The organism is Burkholderia sp. S-53 (genome assembly GCF_025560745.1).
GTDB lineage: Bacteria > Pseudomonadota > Gammaproteobacteria > Burkholderiales > Burkholderiaceae > Burkholderia > Burkholderia pyrrocinia.
In genome coordinates, this window is sequence record NZ_CP090484.1 from 1,907,484 (window position 1) to 1,920,550 (window position 13,067).

The following is a 13,067-nucleotide window of genomic DNA, read 5'->3' on the forward strand; positions in this document are numbered from 1 at the left end:
CCTTTTTCTTTACGCTTTACTTTGTCATAGTGACCTAAGATTGGTAATGTGTTCTACAAAAGAACGCGCTGGATACGAAGCAGCAGTACCCGACCTCGAACCGAACCGGTTCTCGACAATTCACGTTTCAGGAGACAAGCATGGCTAAGCACCCCGTCGTCGTTTATGGCGCAAGCGGTTACACCGGCATGTTGATCATGGACTGGCTGATCGACCAGAACATCCCGTTCACGGCGGTCGCGCGCAATGCGGGCCGCGCGAAGGAAATGATGGCGCAGCGCGTCGTGCGGCTCGAATCCGCGCAATACGAAATCATCGAGGCGGAGCACGACGTCGATGCGCTCGTGAAGGCTTTCCGCGGGGCGAAGGTGGTGTGCAACACGGTCGGGCCGTTCTCGAGCTTCGGGCTCGTCGGCGTCGAGGCCGCGCTGAAGGCCGGCTGTCACCACCTCGATACGACCGGCGAACAGTCGTATATCCGTGCGGTGCGAGACGAATTCGGTGAGCAGTATCGCCAGGCCGGCCTGCTGGTGTCGTCGTCGAACGCGTACATGTACACGTTCGCCGAGATCGCCGCCGAGCTCGCGCTCGAAACGCCGGGCATCGATGCGCTGGAGACGGCCACGCTGACGCGCGGCCCGCGCGGCGCGGCCGGCGTGAGCATCGGCTCGACCGCGACGATCTTCGACGGCGCGCGCCACGAGTCCTGCTACCTGTGGGAGAAGGCGCTCGTGCCGCACGCCGCGGACGCGTCGTTCACCGTCGCGACGCCGGAGCTGATGCAGCCGGTGTTCTGCCTGCCGTGGGGCGGCACGTCGCTGCCCGTCTATTTCGAGCACGATGCGCGCGTGCGCAGCTGCATCTCGTGCGTGGGCTTCTACGACAACAACGTGATGAAGCTGGTGCACCAGTTCGGACAGAAGTGGGAAGCCGAATACAAGCACCTGCCGCGCGAGCAACAGGACGAAGTGCTGAAGCAGGTCGTCGCGTCGACCACGCCGACGATGCCGCCGCGCGAGCGCACGACGATCCAGCGCAGCGTCGATGTCGCGATCGGCCGCGGCCAGCTCGCGGCGGTGCGCGCGACCGTGCACGGCGTCACGCCGTACATCTCGACGGGCGCGATTCACGCGGCCGGCGTGCTCAAGCTGCTCGACGGCGATACCGCGCGCACCGGCTTCGCGTCCGGCTCGAAGGCATTCGGCCATCGCTACCTGCTCGGCTTCCTCGAACAGCGCGGGCTCGCGCGCGCGACGGTCACGCAACTGTGACGGCCGCCGCCGCACCGGACCAGACCCAACGGAACTTGTGACATGGCCATTATCGATTTCTACGACCGCGGCTGGCGGCTCAATCCCGACGGCATCGCGTACATCCAGGACGATCGCAACTACACGTTCCAGGAGATCGGCGAGTTGTCGTGCCGCATCGCCAACGGCTTGCTCGCCGCCGGCTTCGCGAAGGAGGCGAAGGCGGCGGTGTGGGCCGACAACGACGTGATCGGCTGGAGCTGCGCGCTCGGGATGTGGCGCGCCGGGCTCGCGTACATCCCGGTGAACGGCCGCAACGCGGTGGCCGAGAACCAGTACGTGCTCGATGCGTTCGACTGCGAAGTGCTGTTCTTCCATCAGGCATTCGCGGCCGCGATCGATGCGCTGCGGCCGAGCCTGCCGAAGATCCGGCTGTGGGTGTGCCTCGACGCCGACCTGCCGTGGGCACCGTCGCTGGCTTCGTGGAGCGAGCACCAGCCGGCGACGCCGCCGGCCGTCGATTACGCGATGGACGACGTCGTCGCGCTGTCGGCCACGGGCGGCACGACGGGCGCGCCGAAGGGCGTGATGAACACGCATCGTTCGCTGCAAACGTACTTCGCGCAATTCATGATCGCGATGACGTACGACGATGCGCGCCCCGTGAATCTCGCCGCGGCACCGATGACGCACACGGCCGGCATGATGTCGCTGCCGTGCACCGCGCGCGGCGGCACGGTGGTCGTGCTGCCGAAGCCGGACCCGGCGCTGCTGCTCGGTGCGATCGTCAAGCACCGCGTGACCGAGTTCTTCCTGCCGCCGACCGTGATCTACCGGCTGCTCGACATCCCCGGCATCGAGCAGGTCGACTTCTCGTCGCTGCGCTATTTCCTGTACGGCGCCGCGCCGATGTCGGTCGAGAAACTCAAGCGCGCGATCGACGTGTTCGGCCCGGTGATGACGGGCGGCTATGGGCAGACCGAGGCGCCCGCGTCGATCTCGTACCTGACGCCGGCCGAGCACTTTGTCGACGGCAAGCTCGCGTCCGACACACGGCTCGCGTCGGTCGGCCGCCCGAACCCGCTGGTGCGCGTCGAGATCGTCGGCGAGTGCGGCGAGCTGCTGAAGCAGGGCGAGACCGGCGAGATCTGCGTACGCGGCGACCTCGTGATGAAGGGCTACTACCGCGCGCCGGACAAGACGGCCGAGACGATCGTCGACGGCTGGCTGCACACCGGCGACATCGGCCATCTCGATCGCGACGGCTATCTGCACATCACCGACCGCAAGAAGGACATGATCATCAGCGGCGGCTTCAACGTCTATCCGAGCGAGATCGAGCAGGTGATCTGGGCGCATCCGGCCGTGCAGGATTGCGCGGTGATCGGCGTGCCCGACGACAAATGGGGCGAGGCCGTGAAGGCCGTGGTCGAACTCAATGCCGGGCAGCAGGTGAGCGCGGAGGAGCTCGTCGCGCTGTGCAAGGAGAAGCTCGGCTCGGTGAAGGCGCCCAAGAGCGTGGACTTCGTCGCGGCGCTGCCGCGCAGCACGGCCGGCAAGGTGCTGAAGAAGGACCTGCGCGAACAGTACTGGCAGGGTCAGCAACGCAGGATCTGAACCTGCTTCATATGGATTCCATACGATGAGCAACATCTACATCGCCGGTATCGCGATGACCGTGTTCGGCCGGCATCTCGACCGCAGCCTCGACGATCTGGCGAGAGAGGCGCTGCAACGCGCATTGCGGGACGCAGGTTGCCACGCCGATGCAATTCGCGCCGCGTTCTATGCGGGCATCACGAACGGCCCGCTGCAGGGGCAGTTGTCGATTCCCGGCCAGGTCGTGTTCAGCAAGATCGGCCTCGAAGGCATTCCGGTGTTCAACGTCGAGAACGCGTGCGCATCCGGCAGTACGGCCGTGCACCTCGCCGTGCGCGAACTGCAGTCGGGCGCGTGCGACGTCGCGCTCGCGCTCGGCGCGGAAAAGATGAACGTCGCGGACAAGGCGAAATCGTTCGCGCTGTTCGAGGCCGGCTGGGACGTATCGCGCGTCGACGAGAATTTCGCGACGCTCGCGCGGCTCGGCGAAGGGATCGAGCCGCCGCCCGGCTCGGAGTCCGAGCGCCCGTACAGCCGCTTCATGAAGATCTACGCGGCGATGTGCCGGCACCACATGCACACGTACGGCACGACGCAGCGGCAGATCGCGGCCGTGTCCGCGAAGAACCACGGGCACTCGGTGCACAACCCGTATTCGCAGTTCCGCCAGCCGTTCACGATCGACGAGGTGCTGGCGGCCGCGCCGATCACGTACCCGATCACGCTGCCGATGTGCGCGCCGCTGTCGGACGGCGCGGCGGCCGCGATTCTATGCACGGAGGAAGGGCTGGAGCGCATCGGCGCCGATCGCAGCCGCTGCATCCGGATCGCCGCGAGCGTGATCCGCAGCTTCACGCGGCGTCGCATCGACGAGCCGCACAAGCACATCGGCCGGCTCGCCGCGTTGCAGGCATACGAGCAGGCCGGCGTGGGGCCGGAGGACATGGACGTGGCCGAAGTGCACGACGCGTCGGCGATGGGCGAAATCATCCAGGCCGAGAACCTCGGCTTCGTGCCGCTCGGCGAAGGCGGTCCGGCCGCCGAGCGCGGCGAGTTCACGCTCGGCGGGCGCATCCCGATCAACACGTCGGGCGGCCTCGAATCGAAGGGCCATCCGCTCGGCGCGACCGGCATCGGGCAGTTGTACGAGCTGGTCACGCAGTTGCGCGGCGAAGCGGGTGCGCGGCAGGTGGACGGCGCGCGTCATGCGATCCAGGAAAACGGCGGCGGCTTGCAGGGCGTCGAAGAGGCCGCGTTGGCGATTCACATTCTCAGCAAGGACTGACGGAGGCGGACATGGGCGACGCACACGGCGCAATCGCGCTCGGGCAGGGAGCGCAGGCAGGGCAGACGACGCGACAGGCGTCGGGCGGGGTCGGCGCGGCGGCGTCGATGCAGGCGGCGGGCGCCGACGCGGCCGGGCCGCTCGCGCGCTGGGGCGAGGAAATGCGCGCCGACGCCGCGTTGCGGAAGTATCGTCCCGTCGGCGGCTGGATCGACGCGCCCGAGCGCGCGCAACCTGAGCTTGAAGGCGACATGCAGGCGGACGTGATCGTCGTCGGCGCAGGCTTCGCCGGTCTGTCCACCGCGCTGGAACTCGCGGCGCGCGGCGCGAGCGTCGTCGTGCTCGAACGCGAATTCGCGGGCTTCGGCGCGAGCGGGCGCAACGCCGGCTATCTCGCCGGCGGCCAGGGACTCGAATACGAGCTGTTTCTCAAGCGGGTCGGCCACGAACAGGCCAAGCGGATCGTCGGTTTCTACGAAGAGGGCGTCACATACGTCGAACGCAAGCTCGTCGAATACGCGATCGACTGCGACTACCGTGCGTCGGGCATCATTCGCGCGGGCGTGCATCCGTCGCAGGAGAAGCGCCTGCGCGAAAGCATGGCCACCGGCATCGAACTCGGCTCGCCCGCGCAGTTTCTCGATGGCGCGGCGATGCGCGAACGCGGCATTCCGCCGGCCTTCCTGTTCGGCGCATACGTGCCGGGCGGCGGCACGCTCGATCCCGGCAAGTACGTGACGGGCTTGCGGCGCGCGGCGCTCGCGGCCGGCGTGAAGCTGTACGAGAACACCGCGCTGCTCGATTTCGACGCGGGCGAGACGGTGCGCGTGCGCACCGCACGCGGCAGCGCGAGTGCACCGATGCTGGTGCTCGCGACCAATGCGTACACGCCGCAGCTCGGCCTGCTCGGCGACAAGGTGATGCCGCTGCGCGTGTCGGCGCTCGAAACCGAGCCGCTGTCCGACGCGCAGCTCGCGGCGCTCGGCTGGCCGAATCGCGAGGGCATCGTCACGCCGCACCTGACGATGGAGAGCCATCGCCTGACCGCGTGCAACACGTTGTTGCTGACGACCAAGCGGCTGCATTACGTGTATGGCTCGCAGACGCCGAACGTGCCGGACGACGACGCGTATCGCGCGCTGCTGAAGGCGCTGCACACGCGCTTTCCGCAACTCGGCAACGTGCCGGTGCGCGCATGCTGGAGCGGCTACATCTCGTTCGCGGGCGATGCGTTGCCGGTGGTCGGTGTGGCCGGCGCGCACGGCAACGTGTTCTACACGGCCGGGTGTTCGGGGCATGGCGTCGGCACGCAATCGCTGATCGGGCGCGTGCTGGCCGAGCGCATTCACGATGGGCGATCGCCGCTGCTCGACACGTTGACGCACAAGACGCCGTCGGTGCCGCCCGAGCCGCTGCGGTGGTGTGCGATGACCGCGATGCTCGGCGTCGCGAACCTGCTCGACGAACGCGTGAACCGCAAGGTGCGGCCGGTGTAGCGGCATGCGATCTTCGCGACACGCACACGTGGATCCGGCCGGGCCGCCTGACGCAGGGCGGCTCGATGGAAAATGCAGCGCGCATCGGGTATAGTCGTTGGCGCTCCGTAAGGCACGGAGCATCCATTCGACGAAGCCGAAACGCCCTCTTCACGACGAACACGATGACAGTGTCCAACGAGCCGCGCAGTACGAGAAAGCGGCGCACTTCGACTCCCACCGCCGCAGCCGGCAACACCGACGGCTTGCGGGCGCAGGGCCTGCGCACGCGCAACACGATCATTCGCGTCGCACGCAAGCTGTTGCTGGAAGGCGGGCCGCTGGAGTTCTCGCAGCGCGCGGTTGCGGCGGCGGCAGGGATCAGCGTCAGCAATCTGCAGTACTACTTCCCGACGCGCATCGCCGTGTTGCGGGCCGTCATCGAGCCGGTCATCCAGGCGTATCTCGACGACATGAAGCGCGCGATCAGCAGCGAAGCGTCGCCGCGCGACGTGTTCGAGGAGATCATGCAGCGCTCGGTCTCCGATGCGAAGGATGCCAAGTACAACGCACTATTCCGGCATTTGCTGTCGTTTGCGGCCACCGATCCCGAGTGTTTCAAACTCTATGACGAGTGGTACGCGACGCTGACGCGCGACCTCGCGCAACTGCTGCGCGCGGTCACTCCGGCGTTCAGCGCGGCCGACAGCCGGCATGCGGCGACGATGCTGATCGCACTGGCCGATGGCCTCGCGATGCAGTACGGCACCGGCCGGCAGACGCAGGCGCTCGATGCGTATTTCATCGCGACGTCGCGCGCGATCGCCTACGGCACACTGACGGCGCCCGCGGGCAAATAACGGCGCGATCCGCCGCCGCGGCCATGCGAACGGAGACAGGGGAATACCCTGTCTTTTTTTTGCTTCCCGTGTTTGTCATGATGACCTATGTTTGGTATGTATTACTAGATGTGGGATGGCCGGGCGCGTCCGCTGCCGGGCCGACATGATTCGAGTCCAGGAGGAGAACGGAGATGATTCGTCTGAACAAGTCCGCGGCGCTGCCCGTGGTCGGCTTGACCGGCTTCGAGACGCCGCTGAGCGAAGAGGAAAGCGCAATCCAGCACACGGTTCATCGTTTTGCGCGCGACGTGCTGCGGCCGATCGGCCGCGAGCTCGACCGGATGACGGCGGAGGACGTGATCGCGCCGGGCTCGCCGTACTGGGCCGCGATCGTCGAGAGCGCGAAGCTCGGGCTCGATCCGCAACTGATCGCGCAGTTTCCGCCGGAGACTGCCGTGCGCATCGAGTCGCTGATCGGCGAGGAGCTCGGCTGGGGCGATTCGGGCCTCGCCGTGTCGATCGGCGCGGCCACGATGCCGCTGATGATGGCGCACACGGTTGGCAACGTCGAGCTGGTCGAGATGTGCGCGGGCAAGGTCGGCTGCTGGATGAACACGCAGCCCGATCGCGGCTCGGACGCGGCGATCCTGTATCGGCAGGAACTCGCCGGGAACGGCCGCCAGCCGGTCGGCAACGTGACCGCGAAGGTCGGCGTCGACGAGATCGTGATCAACGGGCAAAGCTCGGCGTGGATCTCGAACGGCTCGGTCGCGCAGGTCGCGCTCGCGTACATGGCGGCCGACTACGGCGACGGCTTCTACGGCGAAGGCGAGCGCAGCGCGTTCACGAACGGCATCGCGATGATCCTGCCGCTCGATCTGCCCGGCGTGTCGCGCGGCAAGCCGCTCGACAAGATCGGCCAGCGCTCGCTGCCGCAGGGCGAGATCTATTTCGACAACGTGAAGGTACCGAAGCGCTTCGCAGTCGCGCTGAAGGACGACTATCTCGGCAACCTTGCGTCGACGTGGTCGTATGCGGGCACGCACATGTGCCAGGTGTTCGTCGGCGCGGCGCGGGCCGCGTTCGAACTGGCGCTCGCGTATTGCCACGAGCGCAAGCAGGGCGGCGCGCTGCTGATTGATCACCAGATGACGCACCTGCGCATCGGCGAGATGCTGCGTCGGCTCGAGATGGCGCGCGCGATCGCGCGCCGCAGCCTCGCGTTCTCGCGGATGTCGCCGCAGAGTCATCCCTATGCGACCGCGCAGGCGAAGGTCAGCGTGACCGAGGAAGCGATGAAGATCACGCACGAGGCGTTCCAGCTGTTCGGCGGCAACGGCACCACGCGCGAATTCCCGATCGAGAAGCTGTTCCGCGACGTGCGTTCGGCGCTGATCGAGGACGGCGAGAACTACGTGCTCGCGTCGCGCCTCGGCGTGCTGGCTGGGAAGCTTTACGAGAACGGCTGGACGCGGGAGTAAGCGCGGGCCATACGGACCACGCAGGCGCGTTTCCCTTTACGGCTTACTTTCGCGTGTAAAGAAGTCACGATGGCAGATCGGAACGCCAGACCGGAACGCGCGTGCCCATGCAGCGGCACGCGCGTCCGTGCTCAGATACGACCGAGCAGCACCAGTATCACGACAATGACGACGATCAGCCCGACGGTCCCCGACGGCCAGTAACCCCAGCTTCGGCTGTGCGGCCATGCAGGAAATGCTCCAATGAGCAGCAGAATCAGAATGATGATGAGGATCGTACCGAGCATCGCATCCCTCCTTGGATTTATTCGACACGGTGTGCGCTGTCGCAATTCGCGTGCCGCGACGCGGGGGGGGGGGGGGGGGGGGCCGATGAAAGCCGGCGCAAGCGCACTGTCTGGATGCGCGGAATTCATGCGATGTATACCGGTTGATTCAGAAAATAAATTTCAAAAATGCATCCCTGGTCGCTATGCTGGGCCTTCGGTTTTCCCTCAGGGCGAGCGCAATGGCTGAACTCTTTCTGGTACGGCACGGGCAGGCGTCGTTCGGCACGGACGACTACGACCGGCTGTCCGCGGCGGGCCACCAGCAGGGCGTGTGGCTCGGCGAATACTTCGCGCGGCAGGGGCTGACGTTCGACCGCGTGATCTGCGGCACGATGAACCGCCATGCGCAGACGGTTGCCGCGATCCTGCGCGGGATGGGCCGCGAAGGCGTCGAGGTCGACCGCCATTCGGGCCTGAACGAATACGATTTCCACGGGCTGTTCGCGGCCGCCGCGAGCGACTACCCGGAGATCGCGCGGCTCGCGGCCGGCGCGATGAAGGATCACTTCCGCGCGCTCCGGCAGGTGCTGCAGCTGTGGACCGAGGACAAGCTTGGCGACGCGGCCCCCGAAACCTGGGCGCATTTCCAGCAGCGCGTGGCCGACGCGCGCGCGGCGATCCGCGCAGGCGGCGGCCAGCGCGTGCTGGCGGTGAGCTCCGGCGGCCCGATCGCGGTTACCGTACAGCAGGTGCTCGCGGCGCCGCCGTCGAGCGCGATCGCGCTGAACCTGCAGATCCGCAACAGCAGTCTTTCGCAGTTTTTCTTCAACGCCGACGCGTTCCACCTCGCGTCGTTCAACGGTATCCCGCATCTGGAGGATCCCGAACGACACGCGCTGCGAACCTACGGCTGACCCACGAACGATCGCGACGATGACGAACCCTTCCCAGCAATTCGACGTAGCCCGCCTCACGCGCTATCTGGAAACGCACGTGCCGGGCTTCGAAGGCCCGGTCGACACGGAGAAGTTTGCCGGCGGCCAGTCGAATCCGACTTTCCTGCTGAATGCGAAGAGCGGCCGCTACGTGCTGCGCCGCCAGCCGCCGGGCGAGCTGCTGAAATCCGCGCACGCGGTCGACCGCGAATTCCGTGTGCTGACCGCGCTGTCGGGCACCGCGGTGCCGGTCGCGCATCCGTATCACCTGTGCGAAGACCGCGACGTGATCGGCAGCCTGTTCTACGTGATGAGCTTCGAGGATGGCCGGATCTTCTGGGATCCCGCGCTGCCGGAACTGCCGAAGGCCGACCGCGCGACCTGCTACGACGCGCTGCTGCAAACGATGGCCGCGCTGCACGACGTCGATGTCGACGCGGTGGGCCTCGCCGACTACGGCCGGCCGGGCAACTACTTCGAGCGGCAGATCGGCGTGTGGACGAAGCAGTATCGCGCAGCCGAAACCGGGCGCCTCGACGCAATGGAGACGCTGATCGACTGGCTGCCGAAGGCGTGCCCCGAGGACACGGGCCGGCCGGCACTCGTGCACGGCGACTTCCGGATCGACAACCTGATGTTCGCGCGCGACGGCTATCGCGTGCAGGCCGTGCTCGACTGGGAATTGTCGACGCTCGGCAACCCGCTCGCCGATCTCGCGTACTTCTGCATGTGCCTGCGGCTGCCGACGGGCGGGCAGGTGCGCGGGCTCGCGGGCCAGGATCGTGCCGAACTCGGTATTCCCGACGAAGCGGCGATCGTCGCGCGCTACTGCGAACTGCGCGGCATCGCGCCGATCCGCGACTGGCACTTCTACCTCGCATTCAGTTTCTTCCGGCTCGCGGCGATCGCGCAGGGCGTGAAGGCGCGCGCGCTGCAGGGCAACGCATCGAGCGAGCAGGCGCTGCGCGTCGGCGAAATGGCCGGCCGGCTCGCCGAGCTGGCCGTCGCCGTGATCGACGCGCATCGCTGAACGCGACGCTGGCGCAGGCGGCGCCGCGGCACGAACAAACACATCAATGGAGGAGCACAGCAACATGGCAACGAACCTGTTCGACCTGACGGGCAAGATCGCACTGGTGACGGGCGCGAGCCGCGGCATCGGCGAGGAAATCGCGAAGCTGCTCGCCGAGCAAGGCGCGCACGTGATCGTGTCGAGCCGCAAGATCGACGACTGCCAGGCGGTTGCGGACGCAATCATCGCGGCGGGCGGTCGCGCCGAAGCGCTGGCGTGCCACGTCGGGCGGCTGGAGGACATCGCCGCGACGTTCGAGCATATCCGCGGCAAGCACGGCCGCCTCGACATCCTCGTCAACAACGCAGCGGCGAACCCGTATTTCGGGCACATCCTCGATACCGATCTCGCCGCGTACGACAAGACCGTCGACGTGAACATCCGCGGCTACTTCTTCATGTCGGTCGAGGCCGGCAAGCTGATGAAGACGCACGGCGGCGGCGCGATCGTCAACACCGCGTCGGTGAATGCGTTGCAGCCGGGCGACCGGCAAGGCATCTACTCGATCACGAAGGCGGCCGTCGTCAACATGACGAAGGCGTTCGCGAAGGAGTGCGGGCCGCTCGGCATCCGCGTGAATGCGCTGCTGCCGGGCCTCACGAAGACGAAGTTCGCGGGCGCGCTGTTCGCCGACAAGGACATCTACGAGACGTGGAAGGCGAAGATCCCGCTGCGCCGCCACGCGGAGCCGCGCGAAATGGCCGGCACCGTGCTGTATCTCGTGTCGGACGCGGCGAGCTACACGAACGGCGAATGCATCGTCGTCGACGGCGGCCTGACGATCTGAGCGCGCGATGAAACTCGACAGCTACGCCGGCCAGGCCGTGATGATCACCGGCGCCGCGAGCGGCTTCGGCGCGCTGCTCGCGAGCGAACTCGCCGCGATGGGCGCGCGGCTCGCCCTCGGCGACCTGAACGACGACGCGCTCGAACGCGTGGCCGCGCCGCTGCGCGCGGCCGGCGCCGACGTCGTCGCGCAGTGCTGCGACGTGCGCGTCGAAACGGACGTCGCGTCGCTGGTGCATGAAGCCGTCGCGCGCTTCGGGCGGCTCGACGTCGGCATCAACAACGCGGGGATCGCACCGCCGATGAAGGCGCTGATCGACACCGACGAAGCCGATCTCGACCTGAGCTTCGCGGTGAACGCGAAGGGCGTGTTCTTCGGGATGAAGCACCAGATCCGCCAGATGCTCGCGCAGCGCGAAGGCGTGATCCTGAACGTCGCGTCGATTGCCGGGCTCGGCGGCGCGCCGAAGCTGGCCGCGTACGCGGCGTCGAAGCATGCGGTGGTCGGGCTCACGAAGACGGCCGCGCTCGAATACGCGCGCCACGGCATTCGCGTGAACGCGGTGTGCCCGTTCTACAGCGCGACGCCGATGGTCACCGACAGCGATATCGGCGACCGCCAGGACTTTCTCGCGCAGGGCTCGCCGATGAAGCGGCTCGGCCGGCCCGACGAAATCGTCGCGACGATGCTGACGCTGTGCGCGAAGGAAAACACTTACCTGACCGGGCAGGCCGTCGCCGTCGACGGCGGTGTCTCGGCCTTCTGACCGAACCGAACACGGAATCTCGAGGAGTCGATCATGGACTTTGGCTACACCCCGAAAGTGGAAGAACTGCGCGAGCGCGTAAGCGCGTTCATGGACGCGCACATCGTGCCGCGCATTCGTCAGTGGAACGATGAAGTGCATGCGGGCCAGTATCCCGTGTCGTTCATGGAGGAATTGAAGGAACGCGCGAAGGCGGAAGGGCTGTGGAACCTGTTCCTGCCGCACCTGAAGGACGACGAGCCCGGCACGGGCCTGACGAACCTCGAATACGCGCCGCTCGCCGAGATCATGGGGCGCGTGAGCTGGGCGTCGGAGGTGTTCAACTGCAATGCGCCGGACACGGGCAACATGGAGCTGCTGCACATGTTCGCGACGCCCGAGCAGCGCGAACAGTGGCTGCTGCCGCTGCTGCGCGGCGAGATCCGCTCGGCGTTCGCGATGACGGAGCCCGACGTGGCGTCGTCGGATGCGACGAACATCACGACGCGCATCGAGCGTGCGGGCGACGAGTACGTGATCAACGGCCGCAAGTGGTTCATCACGAACGCCGCGCATCCGAACTGCAAGATCTTCATCGTGATGGGCAAGACCGATCCCGACGCCGAGTCGCACCAGCAGCAGAGCATGATCCTCGTGCCGCGCGACACGCCGGGCGTGACGGTCGTGCGCAACATCACGGTGGTCAATCACCATGCGCCGGAAGGGCACTGCGAGATCACGTTCGACAACGTGCGCGTGCCGGCGCGCAACCTGCTCGGCGCGGAAGGCAGCGGCTTCGCGCTCGCGCAGGCACGCCTCGGGCCGGGCCGCATCCACCACTGCATGCGTTCGATCGGCGCGGCCGAGCTCGCGCTGGAACTGATGGTCGACCGCGCGCAGTCGCGCGTCGCGTTCGGCAAGCCGCTGAACCGGCACGGCACGGTCGGCGAATGGATCGCGCGCTCGCGCATCGAGATCGATCAGGCGCGCCTGCTGGTGCTGAAGGCCGCGTGGATGATCGACAAGGTCGGCGCAAAGGCCGCGCGCAAGGAGATCTCGATGATCAAGGCGCTGGTGCCGACGGTGTATACCGACGTCTGCGACCGCGCGATGCAGGTGTTCGGCGCGGCGGGGTTGAGCCCCGATACGCCGCTCGCCGATCTGTGGACCTGGGGCCGCGCGCTGCGCTTCGCCGACGGCCCGGACGAGGTGCACCTGCAGGCGATCGCGCGGATGGAGATCAAGGACGGCGAGCCGGGCTCGACCGCGCCTTACCTGACGCCGCCGCTGCGCGGTTGAGCGGCGCGCCGGGATGGGCGACGCGTCC

General features: G+C 67.2%; 12 protein-coding genes. 11 read left to right on the forward strand and 1 reads right to left on the reverse strand.

Annotation, left to right across the window (positions count from 1 at the left end; translation table 11 throughout):
• The first annotated feature begins 140 nt into the window (after positions 1–140).
• The 6 genes from LXM88_RS30705 (at position 141) to LXM88_RS30730 (ending at position 7,932) form a co-directional block, all read left to right on the forward strand.
• Positions 141–1,271: a saccharopine dehydrogenase family protein gene (locus LXM88_RS30705; RefSeq protein ID WP_027790166.1), complete on the forward strand. Its 1,131-nt coding sequence runs from the start codon at positions 141–143 to the stop codon at positions 1,269–1,271.
• A gap of 42 nt (positions 1,272–1,313) precedes the next feature.
• Positions 1,314–2,867, forward strand: a complete 1,554-nt coding sequence (locus tag LXM88_RS30710; protein WP_027790165.1) for an AMP-binding protein — start codon at positions 1,314–1,316, stop codon at positions 2,865–2,867.
• Positions 2,868–2,892: 25 nt separating this feature from the next.
• Entirely contained in the window at positions 2,893–4,134 is a 1,242-nt protein-coding gene (locus tag LXM88_RS30715) for a thiolase family protein (RefSeq protein ID WP_226118062.1), read from the forward strand.
• Positions 4,135–4,145: 11 nt separating this feature from the next.
• Positions 4,146–5,630, forward strand: coding sequence for an NAD(P)/FAD-dependent oxidoreductase (locus LXM88_RS30720; protein WP_262543185.1), 1,485 nt, complete (start codon positions 4,146–4,148; stop codon positions 5,628–5,630).
• A gap of 164 nt (positions 5,631–5,794) precedes the next feature.
• A complete protein-coding gene (locus LXM88_RS30725) occupies positions 5,795–6,469 on the forward strand; it encodes a TetR/AcrR family transcriptional regulator (RefSeq protein ID WP_226153285.1) in 675 nt (224 codons plus the stop codon).
• A gap of 173 nt (positions 6,470–6,642) precedes the next feature.
• Entirely contained in the window at positions 6,643–7,932 is a 1,290-nt protein-coding gene (locus LXM88_RS30730) for an acyl-CoA dehydrogenase family protein (protein WP_126368283.1), read from the forward strand.
• A 131-nt stretch (positions 7,933–8,063) separates the two neighbouring features.
• Here LXM88_RS30730 and LXM88_RS30735 read toward each other — a convergent pair whose 3' ends face one another.
• Entirely contained in the window at positions 8,064–8,219 is a 156-nt protein-coding gene (locus LXM88_RS30735) for a DUF3309 family protein (RefSeq protein WP_126368282.1), read from the reverse strand.
• A 221-nt stretch (positions 8,220–8,440) separates the two neighbouring features.
• On the opposite strand from LXM88_RS30735, the gene LXM88_RS30740 reads away from it, so the two are divergent.
• From LXM88_RS30740 to LXM88_RS30760, 5 genes are all read left to right on the forward strand, one after another.
• On the forward strand, positions 8,441–9,115 hold the full coding sequence (locus tag LXM88_RS30740) for a histidine phosphatase family protein (protein ID WP_262543186.1): 675 nt from the start codon (positions 8,441–8,443) through the stop codon (positions 9,113–9,115).
• A gap of 19 nt (positions 9,116–9,134) precedes the next feature.
• On the forward strand, positions 9,135–10,166 hold the full coding sequence (locus LXM88_RS30745; RefSeq protein ID WP_262543187.1) for a phosphotransferase: 1,032 nt from the start codon (positions 9,135–9,137) through the stop codon (positions 10,164–10,166).
• 64 nt (positions 10,167–10,230) lie between these two features.
• Positions 10,231–10,995, forward strand: a complete 765-nt coding sequence (locus LXM88_RS30750) for an SDR family oxidoreductase (RefSeq protein ID WP_126368277.1) — start codon at positions 10,231–10,233, stop codon at positions 10,993–10,995.
• 7 nt (positions 10,996–11,002) lie between these two features.
• Entirely contained in the window at positions 11,003–11,761 is a 759-nt protein-coding gene (locus LXM88_RS30755; protein WP_262543188.1) for an SDR family NAD(P)-dependent oxidoreductase, read from the forward strand.
• Between the two features lie 33 nt (positions 11,762–11,794).
• Positions 11,795–13,039, forward strand: a complete 1,245-nt coding sequence (locus LXM88_RS30760; RefSeq protein WP_262543189.1) for an acyl-CoA dehydrogenase family protein — start codon at positions 11,795–11,797, stop codon at positions 13,037–13,039.
• The last annotated feature ends 28 nt before the right edge of the window (positions 13,040–13,067 follow it).